Genomic DNA, 18,028 nt, shown 5'->3' on the forward strand with positions numbered 1-18,028 from the left:
CGTAACAGGGAGACGACGGCCGGCAGACGGCCGGAGAGCCGATGTCGCCGATCCCTTTCGGGCGTCGCGGTCTTGATAGGCACGAGTGATCGTCATCGGTGCAAAATGCGATGGTTCGGACGCGAGGGCGCGTGCCCGGCGGAGCGTTCGTGTAAAGAAGGGCCCGTGCCCCCGGCCGACGAGATCGCCGGGAAGGACCGCCCGGGAGGGGCGGCGGGAAGGGTGGAGGCCCTTCCGGCAAGAGGGAAGAACGGGAGGAACGACCATGAACAAGCTCGGAATCCATGCGCTCGTCTGGGAGGCCGGATGGAGCGAGGACGAGTGCGCACGCGCCATCGCGGCGACGGCCGAGACGGGCTACGACTTCATCGAGGCGCCGGCGCTCGATCCGAGCCTCATCGACCCCGTCTTCACCAGCCGGCAGCTGGAGAAGGCCGGTATCGGCATCAACTTCTCGCTCGGCCTCGATTTCGACAGCGACATCTCGTCGGGCGATCCCGACAAGCGCCGCCGGGGCCGGCGCAAGCTGGAGGACGCGGTGGCGGTCTGCCGCGACTGCGGCGGCGAGTATATCGGCGGCATTCTCTACTCCGCCTTCGGCAAGTACGATCGCCCGCCGACGGCCGACGGCATCGCGCAGTCGGCCGAAACGCTGAACGCGGTCGCCGACATCGCCGCCCGAAGCGGGATCACGCTCGTGCTGGAAGTGGTCAATCGCTACGAGACGAACATCTGCAACACGGCGGCGCAGGGCGTCGAGATGATGAAGCGCGTGGGCGCGCCGAACGTGAAGGTGCATCTCGACGTCTATCATATGAACATCGAGGAATCCGACATCGCCGCCGCGATCGTCGAGACCGGCGAGCATATCGGCTACTTCCACACCGGCGATTCGCATCGCGGCTACATCGGCTCCGGCACGATCGATCTCGCCGGCGTGTTCCGCGCGCTGGTTCGCGCCAAGTACAAGGGGCCGATCACCTTCGAGAGCTTTTCCTCGCGCGTCGTCGGGCAGCCGCTGGAGGGCATCCTCGGCATCTGGCGCAATCTCTGGGAGGACGGGCACGATCTGGCGGCCCATGCGCTGATGTACACGAAGGCGCAGCTGAAGGCGGCCGAGGAGGCGGAGCGGCAGGCGAGCCAGCGCAGCCGTCTGCCGTGAACGTCTAGCGAGGCCGCACGGGTGGGAGCGCAGCCGTCGCCGGGCGCGCGGATCGCTGGATCCGTGCGCCTGCCGGGGGGCGTCGCTTAGAGATTGGTAACCATAAGCGCTCATTGTGAGAACAGCCGATCGCGGCCCGGACCGGATGGTCCCGGAGGCGCGCGATCGGCCCGTTCGACACGAGACGAGGCGGCGCCCCATCCCATGACACAGGACATCCAGGCGCCAGCCTCGCGCAGATCTCGCCCGGCCAAGCATTCCAGCCGGCGCTCGAAGCCGGCGGGCACGAGCCTTGCGACGGGCCTCCTCATCGGGGGCGGACTACTCGGCTGCGTCGCGACAGCCTTCGCGCTCTATCTGCCGCATCCATCGCAGCCGAGCCTTGCGCCGGTCCTGTCGCAGCGCATCGTGCGGCCGGCGCCGATGCCGCGCGTCGTCTCGGCGCCGGATGTGCGCCGTTTCGACGGAGCCGCCGCGCAGAGCGCTTTGCCGGAAACGATCGCGGCGCTTCAGCATCGCGAGAGCCGGCTGGCGGCCGCGCGCCCCGTCTTCTCGCGGCCCGAGCAGAAGCGCGCCGCCGAAGCACGCTCCAGGCCGATCGTGGTGCAGAGTCACCGGTTCGATGCCGCCGACGTCGGCCAGTGGGCCGCTTTCGTGCCGGCCGCGCTGCCGGCGTCCATCGTTGTCGCGGCGGCTTCGAAGGCGCCCGTCGCCGAGGCCGAGCGCGTCCTTGCCGCCGCCGTGCCGGCGCCGAAGGCGGGCGCTGCCAAGCTTCCGGCAGCGGCCGTGCTTTCCGCCTCGCTGGAGCCGGATCATGTGGAGGTCGCGCTGCCGGATCTGCCGGTGGAGGCACTGGACCCGCCGCAGAGCGCGCGCGATGCGCTGGAGCGCGAGCTTGCCCTCGCCGTGCCGATGCCGACCGCGCGCCCGTTCCGCCAGGCGGCCGTGGCCGAGCCGGATCTGCGCAAGCGCAGCCGCGCGCCGGCCGGCCTCCTCGCCTATGCGCGGCCCGATGCCGGCGCGCTCGACGACGAGCCGGCGATGGGGCCGGAGCGGACCCGGCCGCTGTCGCCTGCCATCGGCGCCGGCACGGCCGTCTACGATATCTCCGCCTCGACGGTCTATCTGCCGAACGGCGAGCGGCTGGAGGCTCATTCGGGCCTCGGCTCGCTGCGCGACGACGTGCGCTACGTCCATGTGAAGAATCGCGGGCCGACGCCGCCGCACACCTACAATCTGACGATGCGCGAGAGCCTGTTCCACGGCGTGGCGGCGATCCGGCTGACGCCGATCGGCGGCGAGCGGAAGATCCACAACCGCAACGGCCTGCTCGCCCACACCTACATGCTCGGACCGCGCGGCGATTCCAACGGCTGCGTGTCCTTCAAGGACTACAAGCGCTTTCTCGCCGCCTTCAAGCGCGGCGAGATCCGAAAGCTGGTCGTCGTGCCGAGCTACAAGAACCCCGGCACGCCCCGCATCGCCTCGCTCTTCGGATTCGGCAAGAAGTAGATCGTCAATGCGCCGGCTGCGCCTGCCCCTTCCGGGTGGCGGAGAGGAGCAGGCGCTGTAGGACGATGAAGCCGAAGAGGAGGATGCCGATCACGATCTTCGTCCACCAGGAGGAGAGCGTTCCGTCGAAGGTGATGTAGGTCTGTATCAGGCCCTGGATCAGGACACCGACGAGCGTGCCCGCGACGAAGCCGGAGCCGCCGGTGAGCAGCGTTCCGCCGATGACGACGGCGGCGATCGTGTCGAGTTCGACGCCGACGGCCGCCAGCGAATAGCCGGCCGCCGTGTAGAGCGAGAAGACGATGCCCGCGATGCCGGCGCAGAGGCTGGACAGCATGTAGATGAGGATCGTCGTGCGGGCGACGGGAATGCCCATCAGCTCCGCCGAGACCGGATTGCCGCCGAGCGCATAGACGTTGCGCCCGAAGCGCGTGCGGTGCGCGATCAGGATGCCGACCGCGAAGACCGCGAGCATGATCATGGCCACCAGCGTCAGCCGACCCCGGCCCGGCAGCTGCAGGAACATGTCGTTCAGCTGGGCATAGAGCGGATGGTTGATCGGCACGGACTCGGTCGTGATGATCGAGGCGGCGCCGCGCGCGAGGAACATGCCGGCCAGCGTGATGATGAAGGCGGGGATCTCGAAATAGTGGATCAGCGCGCCCATCGCCGCGCCGAAGGCGGCGGAGACGATCAGCGCCAGGGCGAAGGCGGCATAGGGGTGGATGCCGTAGCGCTCGATGGCGATGGCGAGGAAGACGCCGACGAAGGCGATGACCGCGCCGACGGAAAGATCGATGCCGCCGGAAATGATGACGAAGGTCATGCCGACCGCGACGATGCCGAGAAAGGCGTTGTCGGTGAAGAGGTTGGCGATGACGCGCGTCGAGGCGATGGCCGGGAACTGCGCCGCGCAGAGCGCATAGGCGAGAAGGAAGATGACGACCGTCGTCGCCAGCGGCAGGAGTCTCGACGTCATGGCGCAGCCCGGCCTTTCCCGTTCGGCGTGAGGAAGCCGAGGATCGTCTTGGTCTTGGGGGACTGCGCGAGGAGGACGCAGAGGACGACCACGGCGCGCACGATGAGATTGAACTCCGGCTGGAAGCCCGAGAGGAGAATGCCGGTGTTCATCGCCTGGATGATCACCGCGCCGAGCACGCTGCGAAAGAGGCTGAAGCGCCCGCCGAGCAGCGAGCCGCCGCCGAGCACCACGGCGAGGATCGCGTCGAGCTCCAGCCAGAGACCGGCATTGTTGGCGTCCGCGCCCCTGATGTCGCCGGCGACGATGAGGCCGGCAATGGCCGCGCAGAGGCCGGAGAAGACGTAGGCGCCCATCGTGACGACGCGCGTCTCGACGCCGGCATAGCGACTGGCCTGCGCATTGGCGCCGGTCGCCTCCAGGAAGAGGCCGAGCGCCGTGCGGCGCACGATGAGCGTCGTCACGATCAGCACGGCCAGCGTAATGACGACGGGCAGGGGCAGGGCGAAGAGCGTTCCAGCGGAGAGGCCGATGAGGCCGGGATCGTCGAAGGTGACGATCTGCCCGCCGGTGATGAGCTGGGCGATGCCCCGGCCCGCGACCATCAGGATGAGGGTCGCGACGATCGGCTGGATGCGCAGGACCGCGACGAGAAACCCGTTCCAGAGGCCGCAGACGACGCCCGCGCCGAGCGCGGCGGCGATGCAGGTTCCCGTGCCGTAGCCTTCGTTGACGAGCACGCCCGCCGTCGCGCCGACGATCGCCATGATCGCGCCGACCGAGAGATCGATGCCGCGCGAGGCGATGACGAGGCACATGCCGATGGCGAGGATCGCGATCGGGGCGACGCGATAGAAGACGTCGACGATCGAGCCGAACATGCGCCCGTCCTGCAGGCGGATGGAGAAGAAGCTCGGCGAGACCAGCCAGCAGGCCAGAAAGATGAGGGCGAGGGCGACAATCTGCGGCGCGCTGGCCGCGAGGCCGGCGAGCCTCGGCCTTCGCCTCGCGGCCGGACCGGAGGACGGCGCGGCAAGGCCGGGACTTGCGGGAAGCGGGCTTCGCGTCATGGCCGGGCCTCGGCGGCGATCGTGCGGATGATCGTGTCGGCGCTGATCTCGTGCCCCGTCAGATCGCCGACATGGGAGCGGTCGCGCAGCACGCGGATGCGGCTGGAATAGGCGGTGATCTCCTCCAGCTCCGAGGAGATGACGAGCAGCGCCATGCCCGCCTCGCAGAGGCTCTCGATCAGCCGCACGATCTCGGCATGGGCGCCGATGTCGATGCCGCGCGTCGGCTCGTCGAGAATGAGGAATTCCGGCTCGGTGGCGAGCCAGCGGGCGAGCAGCGCCTTCTGCTGGTTGCCGCCGGAGAGAAGCCGGATCGGCGTTTCGGCGTCGCGCGTGCGGATGTCGAGGCTCTTGATGAAGTGATCGGCGAGCCGGTCTTCCTCCGCCCGGCCGAGTGGCTTCAGCCAGCCGCGCCGGGCCTGGAGGGCGAGCACGATGTTCTCGCGAACGGAGAGATCGCCGACGATCCCTTCCGTCTTGCGCTCCTCCGGGCAGAAGCCGAACCTCAGCGCGACGGCATCGCGCGGGCTCGCGAGGCGCACGCGACGGCCGTCGATCGTCGCCTCGCCGCTATCGGCCCGGTCGATGCCGAAGATCAGCTTGGCCGTCTCGCTGCGGCCGGAGCCGAGGAGGCCCGCGACGCCGACGACCTCGCCCCGGCCGATATCGAGATCGAACGGGTTGATCTGCCCGCGCCGGCCGTAGTCGCGAAAGGACAGGAAGGGTTCGGGCTCCGGCGCCGTCTCGGCGCGGCGCTCGTGCGTGGCTTCGGCGAGATCGCGGCCGAGCATCATGGAGACCAGCTCCAGCCGCGGCAGGCCGGCGGTCTCGCGCGTGCCGATGAGGCGGCCGTTGCGCAGGATCGTGATGCGATCGGCCAGTGCATAGACCTGATCGAGGAAGTGCGTGACGAAGACGATGCCGATGCCGCGGGCCTTCAGGCCCCGCACGGTTTGGAAGAGATGCTCGACCTCGCTGGCGTCGAGGCTCGCGGTCGGTTCGTCGAGGATGAGGACGCTGGCCGAGAAGTCCACCGCCCGCGCGATGGCGACGAGCTGCTGGATGGCGACGGAGAAGTCCGACAGCGACTTGCGGACGTCGATATCGACGCCGTAGCTTGCCATGATCTCGCGCGCCCGGCGCTGCATCGGCCCGTTGCGGATGAAGCCGAAGCGGCCGGGCTGGCGGCCCATGAAGAGGTTCTCGGCGACCGAGAGATTGGGGAGGAGATTGACCTCCTGGTAGACCGTGCCGATGCCGAGATTCAGCGCGTCGGCCGGGCTCTTGGCGTGGATCTCGGTCTGCCCGAGCAGCACCGAGCCGCCATTGCGCTGGAGCACGCCCGTCACGGTCTTGATCAGCGTCGACTTGCCCGCGCCGTTCTCGCCGAGCAGCGCATGGACCTCGCCGGCCCGAAGCGTGAAATCGACGCCGTCGAGCGCCTTCACGCCGGGAAAGGTCTTGGTGAGGCCGCGAATGGTCAGGACGTCGCGGGGCGCGGCGGGCGGCTGCACGGACGATGAGGCCGGTTCGATCGGGGACATGAGCTGCCTTCGGGCAAACCGCCGCCGGCATCGGGCTCCGCCGGGGGAGCTGCCGAGTTTCGGACGGACGGAACCGGGGGACGGATGCCGGGGACCGGCGGGGGGCACGAGCGCCCCCGCCGATCGGACGGGATCAGCGATCCTTGATCAGTAGCCGAGGCCCTTCTTGGCCTCGAACTCGGCCTCGGCCGTCCCGGGCAGGAGGAGCTTGGACTCCGTCTGGATGAACTTCGGCGGAACCGTGCCCTTGTCCTTGAAGGCGGCGAGGGCGTCGAAGGCGGGGCCGGCCATGTTCGGCGTCAGCTCGACGCTGGCATTGGACTCGCCGGCCATCTGGGCCTTGAAGATATCGGGCACGCCGTCGATCGAGACGACCTTGATGTCGGTGCCGGGCTTCAGGCCCGCATCCTTGATGGCCTGGATGGCGCCGACGGCCATGTCGTCGTTGTGGGCGTAGACGGCGCAGATGTTCTTGCCGTTGTCCTCGGCCTTGATGAAGCTCTCCATCACTTCCTTGCCCTTGGCGCGGACGAAGTCGCCGGTCTGGCTGCGCGTGATCTTGACGTTGTCGTGGCCCTTCAGAGCCTCCTCGAAGCCCTTCTTGCGGTTGATGGCGGGCGAGGAGCCGACCGTGCCCTGAAGCTCGACGACGTTGCAGGGCTTGTCGCCCACGTCCTTCACCAGCCAGTCGCCGGCGACCTTGCCCTCGTGGACCGTGTCGGAGCCGACGGCGGTCAGATAGAGGCTGTCGTCGGCGGTCTCGATCGTGCGGTCGAGCAGGATGACCGGGATCTCGGCCTCCTTGGCTTCCTTCAGGACGCTGTCCCAGCCGGTGGCGACGACGGGCGCCATGAAGATCGCGTCGACATCCTGCGCGATGAAGGAGCGGAGCGCCTTGATCTGGTTCTCCTGCTTCTGCTGGGCGTCGGAGAACTTCAGCGTCACGCCGCGCTTTTCGGCTTCCTGCTTGGTGACGGTGGTCTCGGCGGCGCGCCAGCCGGACTCGGAGCCGATCTGCGAGAAGCCCACCGTCATGTCGGCGGCGAAGGCTGCGGTGCTCGTCAGCGACAGAGCGAAGATCGCGGCGGTGATGTGCTTGGCTTTCGACATGAACGTCTATCCTCCCATGGGCTCGTCACATTCGTCGTGACCATTGCTCCCGAAGTCAGGCTTACCACGCCCTCGGGCGGCCTGAAAAGTGTGATGATATCGGATAAGTGTGATTTTTATTCTCGGCGGGGTTCGGCGCCCCGAGATGTGCCGAGGGCTTCCGAGGGAGGCGTGGAGGGGAGGGCGTGAGTCGTTCCTCCGTCTGAGGATGCGTCCGCGTCCGTCGATGCAAACTGTGCCTTACGGCCTGCGCAGCGGCATTCGCGAGCTTCCATGCGAAGGCGGGCGGAGCGCTGCCGGGCACCATGCGCTTTTTCTCTCGACGATCTCAAGACGCTGGACGGCGCGAGCATCGGCGGATTACGGTGGAGGAGCCGTCGAGGCCGAAAGGGCTCGATGGCTGCATTCATATGACTAATTCCCCTTCACCGATCCGACACCGGAACCGCGTTCTTGCTTCAATCCGCCACGATCCGATTGCCTCTGGCGCAGAATCGCCTGCGCCTCGCGCAGCGACGGGCGAACACGCAGCACCAGAACGTGCTGCACCGGCTGGGCCTCAGCATCGTCAGCGGCGAGTTCGCCGAGAACGCGATCCTGCCCGGCGACGGCGAACTGCTCGCGCGCTTCGGCGTCTCGCGCACGGTCCTGCGCGAGGCGATGAAGACGCTCTCGGCCAAAGGCATGATCCATGCGCGGGCGCGCGTCGGAACGCGGGTTCTGGAGCGCCGGCACTGGAACTACTTCGACCCCGACATTCTCTACTGGCACGCCGAAACGGGGATCGACAAAAGCTTCCTCACCCATCTGGCCGAGATGCGCATGGCCTTCGAGCCGGAGGCGGCGGCGCTGGCGGCCCGGCGCCGGACAGACGCGCATGTGGCGGAGCTCTTCTCCTGGATCGGCAAGATGGAGACGGCGCAGTCCTCCGGCGGCGACTTCGTGGAGGCCGATCTCTCGTTCCACATCGCGATCGCGGAAGCCTCCGGCAATCCCCTGATGCGCTCGATGAGCGCGCTGATCGAGGTCGCCCTGGAGATCACCTTCCTCGTCTCCTCGCCCATTCCGAACACGGTGATGCACGCGCGGTCGGTCGCGCGCCACCGGGCCATCGCGGAGGCGATCGAGGCGCAGGACGACGACGCCGCCCGTGTCGCCATGCGCGCCGTCATCCGACAGGGTTCCAAGCGCGTCGACGCCGTCATCAAGGGCGCCGACGGCGACCACTGGATCAACGTCTGAACCGCGGCGGTTCGGCGGCCGGCTCGCTCTTCGGCCGGATCGAGTTTCTCCATGGTCCGGGCGGGTCCGGGCTGGCATAGCTGAGACACGGGAGCCGTGGACGGCTCCGTTCGGATGCGAGGGAGCTGGAAGCATGACGCAGAAGATCGCCATCGTCACCGCGGGCGGAAGCGGAATGGGAGCCGCCGCCGCCCGTCGTCTCGCCGCGGACGGCTACAAGGTCGCGATCCTCTCCTCCTCCGGCAAGGGCGAGGCGCTGGCCGCCGAACTCGGCGGCCTCGGCATCACGGGATCGAACCAGTCGAACGACGACCTGAAGCGCCTCGTCGATGGAACGATGGAGCGCTGGGGCCGCATCGACGTCCTCGTCAACAGCGCCGGCCATGGCCCGCGAGCCGCGATCACCGAGATCACGGACGAGCAATGGCACACGGGGCTCGACGTCTACCTGATGAACGTCATCCGCCCGACCCGTCTCGTCACGCCGATCATGCAGGCGCAGAAGGGCGGCGCCATCGTCAACGTCTCCACCGCCTGGACCTTCGAGCCGAGCGCGATGTTTCCGACGTCGGGCGTGTTCCGGGCGGGGCTGGCGGCCTACACCAAGATCTTCGCCGACACCTACGGCGCCGAAGGCATCCGCATGAACAACGTGCTGCCCGGCTGGATCGACAGCCTGCCCGGCACGGAAGAGCGCCGGGCGAGCGTGCCGATGGGCCGCTATGGCCGGGCCGACGAGATCGCCGCGACGATCGCCTTCCTCGCTTCGGAAGGCGCGGGCTACATCACCGGCCAGAATCTGCGCGTCGACGGCGGCGTGACGCGCTCGGTGTGACGAGCGAAGCCGCGTAGAGCTGGCGCCTGAAAGACGAGCGTGCCGTCGTGGGCCGAAGGGCGCGACGGCACGCTCGATGGTCGTTCAGAAGCCTTCGAGAACGATCTTGCCCTTCGTCCGGCCGCTTTCCGACATTTCGTGAGCGGTTCTCAGATGGGCGGCGTCGATCGGGCTCAGCGTTTCCGTCACGGTCGTTCGGATGCGGCCTTCGTCGACGAGCCTGGCGACCTCGGCGAGGAGCTTGCCCTGCTCGTCCATATCCGGCGTCTGGAAGATCGACCGGGTGAACATCAGCTCCCAATGGGTCGAGACGGCCTTCCGCTTGAAGGCGCTGACGTCGAGCGTGGCGGGATCATCGATCAGGCCGAAGCGGCCCTGGGGCGCGATAAGCTCGGCGATCTCCGGCAGATGGCGATGCGTCTCCGTGGTGGAAAAGACGAAGGCCGGCGCGCCGATCCCGAGCGCCGCGACCTGCTCGGCCAGCGGCCGGCTGTGGTCCACGACGTGATGCGCGCCGAGTTCCTTCACCCAGGCCTGCGTCTCCGGGCGGGAAGCGGTGGCGATGACGGTGAGGTCGGTCAGCGCGCGGACGAGCTGGATCGCGATGGAGCCGACGCCGCCGGCGCCGCCGACGACGAGGATCGCGTTGGCCGCGCCCGGAACGGGTTTGCGGATGTCGAGACGATCGAAGAGCATCTCCCAGGCCGTGATCGCCGTCAGCGGCAGGGCCGCCGCCTGCGCGTTCGACAGCGTCCGGGGCTTGGGGCCGACGATGCGCTCGTCGACGAGATGGAACTCGCTGTTGGCGCCGGGGCGGGTGATCGAGCCGGCGTAGAAGACCTGGTCGCCCGGCTTGAAGCCCGCGACGGCCTCGCCGATCTCGACGACCGTTCCGACGGCATCCCAGCCCAGCACCTTCCACTCGCCCTCCGGCGGCGTCGCGCTCTTGCGAACCTTGGTGTCGACGGGATTGACCGAGATGGCCTCGACGGAGACGAGGAGATCGCGTCCGCCGGCGCTCGGACGCGGCAGTTCGATGTCCTCCAGAGCGTCCGCACGATCGATCGCGCCGGGGGTCTTGTAGCCGATGGCCTTCATGGACTTCGCTCCTTCAACAGGGATCGTTGATCGCGTCGCTATCTGGTCCTATCCTCGCTGCACGGCAATACGCACAAAATCAGCTTATAGTACCCAAAAGGATACCGTGATGGCCAAGGCCCGGTTCTCGCGTTTCGACTGCAGCCCCGGTTGCGCGGTGGAGGCGGCGGTCGGGCTCATCGACGGCAAGTGGAAGTCGGTCATCCTCTTCCATCTCCTCTCGGGCACGCTGCGCTTCGGCGAGCTTCGCCGGCATCTGGCCAACGTCACCCCGCGCATGCTGACGAACCAGCTGCGCGAGCTGGAGGAGGACGGCATCGTGGAGCGCAAGGTCTACGCGCAGGTGCCGCCGAAGGTGGAATACAGCCTCTCGCCCCTCGGCCGCAGCATGGAGCCGATCCTTCTCGCCCTGAAGGACTGGGGCGATGCCCATCTCGGCCTCTACGGCAAGCCGAGCGCCGGCGACGATCCCGCTGTCGATGCGAGCGCGGCCGTATCGCACGAAGCCTTGCCTGCCAGCTGAGACTCGCTGCGGGTGGCAGCTCGTCGTGCATGTGCCGAACCTTGGGACATCCGCTTGTCCGCTTGTCGAGACGGGGCTCGCGCTTCCGTAACGGCCGCGCATCGGACCTAAAGAAACAACGCTCCTCACATTATTGAGGGCAGAACCATTGCAACGGCGGGACGATCCGGCTATTTGGTTTAGCACTCAAACATTGAGTGCTCATCTGGAGTCTGATCATGTCAGTTCAAACGTCTCTCGGCGTCGCCGTCGTCACCGGAGCATCCGCCGGCATCGGTGCGGTCTATGCCGATCGCCTTGCCAAGCGGGGCTACGACCTCGTGCTCGTCGCCCGCCGGGGCGACCGTCTGAAGACGCTTGCCGAGACGATCTCGCAGGCGCACGGCCGGACGGTCGAGACCGTGGCGGCGGATCTGTCCGACGAGGCGGACCTTGCCCGGGTCGAGGCGCTTCTCTCCGCGCGCAGCGACATCACCGTGCTCGTGAACAATGCCGGGCTCGCGCGCCTTGCGCCTCTCACAACGGCTCCGGCGGCGGATTCGCTGGCGCAGATCGCGCTCAACATCACGGCGCTGACGCGGCTGACCCAGGCCGTTCTGCCCGGCTTCGTCGAGCGCCGCGCCGGCACGCTCATCAACATCGCCTCGGTCATGGCCTTTCACGCCATGCCGATCAGCGCCGTCTACAGCGGTTCGAAGGCCTTCGTCCTCACCTTCACGCGCGGGTTGCAGGCCGAGCTCGCCGAGACGGGCATCCGCGTGCAGGCCGTCCTGCCCGCCGCCACGGCGTCCGAAATCTGGGACTTGTCCGGCGTACCGCTGGCCGCGCTCGAGGTGGGCACGGTGATGACGACGGACCATCTCGTCGACGCGGCGCTCGCGGGTCTCGATCAGGGCGAACTCGTGACCTTGGCCTCCGTCGCCGACGCGACGCTCTGGGACGCCTACGACGCCGCCCGCACGAACCTCTTCGCGGCCTCGCAGACCAGCAAGCCGGCGCCGCGATACGTCGCCGCCTGATGCCGGGATGCCCGCTCGTTCGCGAGCGGGCATTTCGTTTCGCGGCTGTCCCCTCTACCCACCCATGGGTTCACGAAACCGTGATCCTCGATACCGTCGGCCTTACCGATTGTTGATCCGCCTTTTGCCGCGTCGATCCTCTCGCCGGAAGCGCCTGCAGACAGAACGACGACTCCGCTGCAAATCCTGGGGCTAAGGCTCCGACAGGGCACTGCGAGCGCACTCGTCGACGCGCTGTCCCCCGCTGGCCCGCCGGCTGATCTGCCTTGCCGGATACCGTTCCCGCCGAAGCATGGGACAGACCCCCTCGCCGAAACGCTCACTCGCCTATAGGGAGACGGGCGGCGGCGTTCGAAGCGCGGGATGCTCTCCGGCTCCCACGATTCTTCTCGCTTTCAGGAGGCCGTTTCGGTCGACGCGCGGTCGTGGCTTCCTAGGTTAAGGCCCACTCGACGTTCCGACCCCCGCTTCGAACGAGGATCGCCACAGATCATGCCGCAGACCCTCGTGCCCTATTGCGGCGAACCGCCGACGCCGGCCGGCCTCGCGGGCGCCTGGAACCTCGATCCGTGGCTGATCGGCGCGCTCGCGCTCTCGGCCCTTCTCCTCGTGCATCTGCGGACCTTGCCGCAGGACGGAGCCCGGCGCGCGCGGTGGTATGGCCTCGCGCTCGTCGTCCTCTTCGCGGCTTTCGTGTCGCCGCTCTGCGCCTTGTCCTCCGCGCTGTTTTCGGCACGCGTCGCGCATCACCTGCTGCTGATCTCGGTGGCGGCCCCGCTTCTGGCGCTGGCCTTTCCCGTCCTGCGGGCGACGTCGGGCTCCCGGCTGCCGCCGCTCGTTCTCATCCACATTGCGACGGTCTGGTTCTGGCATGCGCCGGCCCCCTATGCGGCGGCGCTTTCGAGCGATGCGCTCTACTGGTCGATGGAGGCGACGCTTCTGGGAACTGCGACGCTCGTCTGGCGCGATCTCGCCTCCGCCCGGACGCCGCCGCTGCGGGCCTGTCTGGCGCATCTCGGCATCATCGTGGCGATGGGCCTTCTCGGCGCGCTCATCACCTTCGCGCCGGTCCCGCTCTACGCCTACCACGTCCCGACGACGGAGGCCTTCGGGCTGACGGCGCTGGAGGACCAGCAACTGGCCGGGCTCCTCATGTGGGTTCCGGCGATCCTTCCCAATCTCGTCGCCGCCCTCATGCGCCTTCGCGAGATCGTGGACGGCGGCGCGCTTTCCGAGCCGGCGACCGAGCGCTCATGATCACCGTCTGGCTGAAGCTTCTCCACGTCACGTCGCTGGCCATCTGGGCCGGCGGCATTCTTCTGATGCCGATTCTTCTCGGCCAGCGGCAGGCGGCGGGCGAGGGCGCGTCGCTGCACCGGCTCCATGCCTTCACGCGCTTTGCCTATATCACGGTGATCTCGCCGGCCGCCTTCCTCGCCATCGGCTCGGGCACGGCGCTGATCCTCGTGCGCGAGATTTATGTGCCCTGGTTCGCCGTGAAGCTCGTCTTCGTCGGCATCCTCGTCGCGCTCCATGTCTGGATCGGGCTGCTCGTGCTCTCGATCTTCGACGAGGGCGGACGCTTCGCACGCTGGCGCGTCTATGCAGGCGTCGGAGCGCTCTCGGCGGTGATGCTCTCGATCTTCTACGTCGTGCTCGCCAAACCGGACATTCCGCTCGACATTCTGCCGGGCTTTCTCTTCCAGCCCGGCGGTCTCAGGACCTTCGCCGCCGACGTCATTCCTGGTCTGACACCATGATGCCGACGCCATGATGCAGGATCAGCTTTCCGCCGTGCCAGCCCGCGAGCCCCGTGAAGATCGCGCCGAGAACCGAGAGACCGAGACCGAGCGGCAGCACGGAGGCGGGATCGGCGAGGCGCAGCAGCCAGTTCATGCCGCAGATGGAGATGAACATCATGGCCGCGATCGCATGCGTCCAGCTGGCGGCGCGCGAGCGGATGCCGGGAACGAGCAGAAGCTCGGCGGTTCCGACAAGGCCCGCCGCAACGCCGAAGGCGAAGGCGAAGCCGGCCGACCAGAGGCCGGCGCGCAGCCAGAACTCGTCGGCGCTCCACCAGTAGAAGACGTCGGCGCCGAGCGTCGCGATGGCGAGGGCGATCGGGAAATGCACGGCCATGGCATGGATGGGATGGCCGGCGATCGCGACCGCCGAACTCACGTCCTTTTCGGCGACCTTGCGGATCACCGGGCTCGGGTCGGACGTCGTCTTGCTCATGCTTGCTCCGGTTCAAAGCTCGGGCGCGTCGGCGTCGCCCTTCTCGTTCCCGTGGCATCTGGGCTCGCGGGCTGCGCGGGCAACCTCTCGGCGCTCGATCCGGCGGGGCCTGCGGCGAGATCGACCGCGCTCCTCTGGTGGGTCATGCTGGCTGGCGCCTCCGCGATCTTCGCCCTCGTCATCGCGCTTCTCGCCCTGGCCCTGCTTCGTCCCGGCATCGGAGAGGCGATCCCGCCGAAGCGCTGGCTCGTCTGGGGCGGGCTCGCCTTTCCCGGCGCCGTCCTTTCCGCGCTCCTCGTCTTCGCGCTCGCGACCGGCGAGCGGCTTCTGCCGCATCCGGGCAGCGGAGCCTATGTGGTCGAGGCGGTTCCCCGGCAATGGGCCTGGACCTTCCGCTATCCCGAAGGGCGCGAGAGCGACGGCGTCCTGCATCTGCCGGCCGGCCTGCCCGTCGATATCCGCGTCATCGGCACGGACGTGATCCATTCGTTTTGGGTGCCACGGCTCGGCGGCAAGATCGACGCGATTCCCGGCCATGTGAACACGATCCGCCTTCTCGCCGACCGGCCCGGAACGTTCGGCGGGGTCTGCTCGGAGTTCTGCGGGGTCGGACACACTGACATGACCTTCACCGCGATCGCCCATGCGGCGGCCGAGTTCGAGGGCGCGCTCGCCGCCGCGACGACCGCCGTCACGACCTCGAGCCCATCAGACGAGACCCTTCGATGACCGATGCCGCTTTTCCGCTCGGTCCCGGCAATGCCGAGCGCGACATCGCCGCTCTCGTGTCCCGGGAAACGCCGGCCCAGCGCGAACTCGAGCGCATCTGGGCGACCCCGCCCGGCTGGGGCCGTCTCTCGGCGGTGAACCATACGGTGATCGGCCGGCGCTTCATCGTCGCCGCGCTCGTCTTCTTCTCGATCGGCGGCGCGCTCGCCATGCTGATCCGCGCGCAGCTCGCCTCGCCGGACGCGGCTTTCGTCGGACCCGCGCTCTACAACCAGATCTTCACCATGCACGGCACGGTGATGATGTTCCTCTTCGCCATCCCGATGTTCGAAGGCATGGCGATGTATCTCCTGCCGAAGATGCTCGGCGCGCGGGACATGGCCTTTCCGCGCCTCAGCGCGCTCGGCTTCTGGTGCTACGTCTTCGGCGGCTCGATCCTGATCGTCGCCCTTGTGGCGGGCTACGCGCCGGACAGCGGCTGGTTCATGTACACGCCGCTCTCCTCGGGCCGCCATTCGCCGGGCATCAATGCCGACGTCTGGCTGCTCGGCGTGACCTTCGTCGAGATTTCCGCCATCGCGGCGGCGGTGGAGCTGACCGTCTCGATCCTGAAGTTCCGCGCGCCCGGCATGAGCCTTCAGCGCATGCCGCTCTTTGCCTGGTACATTCTCGTGACGGCGGGGATGATGCTCGTCGGCTTTCCGCCGCTGATCCTGGGATCGATCCTCCTGGAGATGGAGCGGGCCTTCGATCTGCCCTTCTTCGATCCGGCGCGGGGCGGCGACGCGCTGCTCTGGCAGCATCTCTTCTGGCTCTTCGGCCACCCGGAGGTCTACATCATCTTCCTGCCGGCGGCGGGCCTGATCTCGACCATCCTGCCCGTTCTCGCGCGGCGCGAGATCCTCGGCTATTCCTGGATCGTCGTCTCGATCACGGCCATGGGCTTCCTCTCCTTCGGCCTCTGGGTCCACCATATGTTCACGGTGGGCATCCCGCATCTGGCCCAGGCTTTCTTCTCCGCGGCCAGCGTCCTCGTCGCGATCCCGACCGGCGTCCAGATCTTCCTCTGGATCGGCACGCTGATGGCGGGGCGGCCGAGGATGAGCGTGCCGATGCTCTATCTCTGCGGCTTCTTCTTCGTCTTCGTCTGCGGCGGGCTGACCGGCGTGATGCTCGCCATCGTGCCCTTCGACTGGCAGGTCCACGACACGCATTTCGTCGTGGCGCACATGCACTACGTGCTCGTCGGCGGCTTCATCTTCCCCATGCTGGCCGCGGCCTACTACTACCTGCCGCATTTCAGCGGCCGCCAGCCGCTCTACGGCGTCGGAAAGCTGGCCTTCTGGCTCATTTTCCTAGGCTTCAACGGCACCTTCCTCATCATGCACGTCACCGGTCTGATGGGCATGCCGCGGCGTTGGGCGAGCTTTCCCGCCGGCTATGGCTGGGAGATTCCCAATCTCGTCTCCTCGATCGGCGGCTTCGTCATGACGGCGGGCTTCGCGCTCTTCGCCGTCGATCTGATCTTCCAGTTCCGGTTCGGCCAGCGTTCCCGGCCCGATCCCTGGCAGGCCGCGACGCTGGAATGGGCGACGGCGATCCCGCCGCGCGCCTATGCCTTCGCCGCAATCCCCACCGTCTCCTCGCGCTCCCCGCTGCAGGACGATCCGATGCTGCGCGAGGCGATGGAGCGGGGCGAGGGCTATCTGGCGAGGCCGCGCCATGGCTGGCAGGAGACGATGGTCGTCGACATGGCGACCGGCGAGCCCGACCATATCGCCATCCTGCCGCGCCCGACCTTCCTGCCGCTCTGGACCGGGCTTGCCATCGGCGCCGTCGTCCTGACGCTGCTCTTCAAGACCTACTGGCTCACGCCGCTGCCGCTCGTTTCCGTCGTCGTCTCTCTGCTTCTCTGGAGCCGTGAGGCCGGAGAGCGCAGCGACCGCGGGCCGATCGATGCCGGCCTCGGCCTTCGCCTGCCGCTGCACACGGAGGCGGAGCGCCCGGCCTCCTGGTGGGGCACGCTCTTCCTGCTTCTGGCGGACGGCACGGTCTTCGCCTCGCTGATCTTCGGGGCGCTGTTCCTCTGGCTCGTCGCGCCGGGCTGGCCCGCGCCCTCCGTCGTCGATCTGCCGCCGGCCAAGACGGCGGCGCTCGGCATCGCCGCGCTTCTGGCGGCGCTCTTCGCCCGCGCGGCCCTTCGCGCCGCGCGCTCCAAACGCTCGCCGTCCTCGCCGGGCCGAGCCGCGTCGGCCCTTGCCGCGACGGCGGTCGCTCAGGCCTGTGCGGCGGGCCTCGCCGCCTGGATCGTCCTCACCGAGATCCCCGATCCGACATCCCACGCCTATTTCGCGGTGACGGCGAGCTTCCTCGCCTATGGCGCGCTTCACGCGGGCATCGGGGCCATTCTCGCCGGGCTCGGCGTCTGGCGCTGCGCGGCGGGCTACGTCTCGGCGCGCCGCACGGGGGATCTTGCCATCAACATCCTCTGGCACGACTACACGGCGCTGACGACGTGGATCGCGCTCGCCTTCCTCTCCGCCCTGCCGTGGCTGGTGCCGCTGCGCGAGCTAGCCCGCCCATGATCGCCACCCGCCCGGCCGCCCAGCTCATCCTCCTCATGGCGGGTCTCCTCGTCTGGGGCTCCGCCTTCGTCTGGCTCTACGGCGCCCTGTCGGTTGGCTGCGCCTTCGGATGGGAGGCGCGGATGCTCGGTCCCGTCAGTCTCCAGCGCGCCGTTCTCATCGGCCTCTGGCTCGCGCATCTCACGCTGATCGCCATTCTCCTCGCCGTCCTGCACCGCCGGCTGAAGGCATCTGGCGGACACGCCTCGCTGGACGGCTTCTTCGCCCGCGCCGTCTTCTGGTCGACCCTCGTCGCCCTCGGCGTCACGATCGTGAACTACGCGCCGATCCTCGGCCTCTCGACATGCCTGTGACGGACGGAGGCCGGCGATGAAGACGTAAG

Annotated in this window: 17 protein-coding genes; 11 read left to right on the forward strand and 6 right to left on the reverse strand. The window is 68.2% G+C overall.

The annotated features are described in order from the left end of the window. Window positions 1–265 precede the first annotated feature (265 nt). Both ASG62_RS16590 and ASG62_RS16595 read left to right on the forward strand, forming a co-directional pair. On the forward strand, window positions 266–1,162 hold the full coding sequence (locus tag ASG62_RS16590) for a sugar phosphate isomerase/epimerase family protein (RefSeq protein WP_056693400.1): 897 nt from the start codon (window positions 266–268) through the stop codon (window positions 1,160–1,162). Window positions 1,163–1,366: 204 nt separating this feature from the next. Then, entirely contained in the window at window positions 1,367–2,674 is a 1,308-nt protein-coding gene (locus tag ASG62_RS16595) for a tlde1 domain-containing protein (RefSeq protein WP_056693402.1), read from the forward strand. Between the two features lie 4 nt (window positions 2,675–2,678). Here the strand turns inward: ASG62_RS16595 and yjfF are convergent, their stop codons facing one another. The 4 genes from yjfF to ytfQ all read right to left on the reverse strand — a co-directional run bounded on the left by yjfF (window position 2,679) and on the right by ytfQ (window position 7,377). Then, the gene (gene yjfF / locus ASG62_RS16600) at window positions 2,679–3,653 is read right to left on the reverse strand and encodes a galactofuranose ABC transporter, permease protein YjfF (RefSeq protein WP_056693404.1); all 975 of its coding nucleotides are present in this window, start codon (window positions 3,651–3,653) and stop codon (window positions 2,679–2,681) included. After that, window positions 3,650–4,723, reverse strand: coding sequence for an ABC transporter permease (locus tag ASG62_RS16605; protein WP_082537129.1), 1,074 nt, complete (start codon window positions 4,721–4,723; stop codon window positions 3,650–3,652). Before ASG62_RS16605 ends, yjfF begins: the two co-directional genes overlap by 4 nt. Next, on the reverse strand, window positions 4,720–6,267 hold the full coding sequence (locus ASG62_RS16610; RefSeq protein WP_056693408.1) for a sugar ABC transporter ATP-binding protein: 1,548 nt from the start codon (window positions 6,265–6,267) through the stop codon (window positions 4,720–4,722). Before ASG62_RS16610 ends, ASG62_RS16605 begins: the two co-directional genes overlap by 4 nt. A gap of 147 nt (window positions 6,268–6,414) precedes the next feature. Then, window positions 6,415–7,377: a galactofuranose ABC transporter, galactofuranose-binding protein YtfQ gene (gene ytfQ, locus ASG62_RS16615; RefSeq protein ID WP_056693410.1), complete on the reverse strand. Its 963-nt coding sequence runs from the start codon at window positions 7,375–7,377 to the stop codon at window positions 6,415–6,417. 453 nt (window positions 7,378–7,830) lie between these two features. Here ytfQ and ASG62_RS16620 point away from each other — a divergent pair, with 453 nt between their 5' ends. Both ASG62_RS16620 and ASG62_RS16625 read left to right on the forward strand, forming a co-directional pair. Continuing rightward, a complete protein-coding gene (locus tag ASG62_RS16620) occupies window positions 7,831–8,619 on the forward strand; it encodes a FadR/GntR family transcriptional regulator (protein WP_413814218.1) in 789 nt (262 codons plus the stop codon). Between the two features lie 133 nt (window positions 8,620–8,752). Beyond that, on the forward strand, window positions 8,753–9,454 hold the full coding sequence (locus tag ASG62_RS16625) for an SDR family oxidoreductase (protein ID WP_056693412.1): 702 nt from the start codon (window positions 8,753–8,755) through the stop codon (window positions 9,452–9,454). A gap of 84 nt (window positions 9,455–9,538) precedes the next feature. Here the strand turns inward: ASG62_RS16625 and ASG62_RS16630 are convergent, their stop codons facing one another. Beyond that, window positions 9,539–10,552, reverse strand: a complete 1,014-nt coding sequence (locus tag ASG62_RS16630) for a zinc-binding alcohol dehydrogenase family protein (RefSeq protein ID WP_056693414.1) — start codon at window positions 10,550–10,552, stop codon at window positions 9,539–9,541. Window positions 10,553–10,661: 109 nt separating this feature from the next. Here ASG62_RS16630 and ASG62_RS16635 point away from each other — a divergent pair, with 109 nt between their 5' ends. The 4 genes from ASG62_RS16635 (at window position 10,662) to ASG62_RS16650 (ending at window position 13,854) form a co-directional block, all read left to right on the forward strand. Further along, window positions 10,662–11,075, forward strand: a complete 414-nt coding sequence (locus tag ASG62_RS16635) for a winged helix-turn-helix transcriptional regulator (protein WP_056693422.1) — start codon at window positions 10,662–10,664, stop codon at window positions 11,073–11,075. A gap of 218 nt (window positions 11,076–11,293) precedes the next feature. Then, on the forward strand, window positions 11,294–12,094 hold the full coding sequence (locus tag ASG62_RS16640; protein ID WP_056693999.1) for an SDR family NAD(P)-dependent oxidoreductase: 801 nt from the start codon (window positions 11,294–11,296) through the stop codon (window positions 12,092–12,094). A gap of 492 nt (window positions 12,095–12,586) precedes the next feature. Then, the gene (locus ASG62_RS16645) at window positions 12,587–13,351 is read left to right on the forward strand and encodes a cytochrome c oxidase assembly protein (protein ID WP_056693424.1); all 765 of its coding nucleotides are present in this window, start codon (window positions 12,587–12,589) and stop codon (window positions 13,349–13,351) included. Then, a complete protein-coding gene (locus ASG62_RS16650; RefSeq protein WP_056693427.1) occupies window positions 13,348–13,854 on the forward strand; it encodes a CopD family protein in 507 nt (168 codons plus the stop codon). The genes ASG62_RS16645 and ASG62_RS16650 overlap by 4 nt, the downstream gene beginning before the upstream one ends. On the opposite strand, the gene ASG62_RS16655 is transcribed toward ASG62_RS16650, so the two are convergent. After that, window positions 13,832–14,332 carry a DUF2231 domain-containing protein gene (locus ASG62_RS16655; protein WP_056693434.1) on the reverse strand — a complete coding sequence of 167 codons (501 nt, stop codon included), beginning with the start codon at window positions 14,330–14,332 and terminating at the stop codon, window positions 13,832–13,834. The two genes, ASG62_RS16650 and ASG62_RS16655, sit on opposite strands and share 23 nt — an antisense overlap. Before the next feature lie 51 nt (window positions 14,333–14,383). Here ASG62_RS16655 and ASG62_RS16660 point away from each other — a divergent pair, with 51 nt between their 5' ends. The 3 genes from ASG62_RS16660 to ASG62_RS16670 are packed head-to-tail and all read left to right on the forward strand — an operon-like array spanning window position 14,384 to window position 17,999. After that, window positions 14,384–15,061 (forward strand): cytochrome c oxidase subunit II, encoded by a 678-nt coding sequence (locus ASG62_RS16660; protein ID WP_056693437.1) that lies wholly within the window; start codon window positions 14,384–14,386, stop codon window positions 15,059–15,061. Further along, complete coding sequence (gene ctaD / locus ASG62_RS16665; protein WP_082537131.1) at window positions 15,058–17,646, forward strand: cytochrome c oxidase subunit I; 2,589 nt, start codon at window positions 15,058–15,060, stop codon at window positions 17,644–17,646. The genes ASG62_RS16660 and ctaD overlap by 4 nt, the downstream gene beginning before the upstream one ends. Then, the gene (locus tag ASG62_RS16670) at window positions 17,643–17,999 is read left to right on the forward strand and encodes a hypothetical protein (RefSeq protein ID WP_056693438.1); all 357 of its coding nucleotides are present in this window, start codon (window positions 17,643–17,645) and stop codon (window positions 17,997–17,999) included. Before ctaD ends, ASG62_RS16670 begins: the two co-directional genes overlap by 4 nt. The last annotated feature ends 29 nt before the right edge of the window (window positions 18,000–18,028 follow it).

Source organism: Aureimonas sp. Leaf427, from assembly GCF_001425485.1.
GTDB lineage: Bacteria > Pseudomonadota > Alphaproteobacteria > Rhizobiales > Rhizobiaceae > Plantimonas.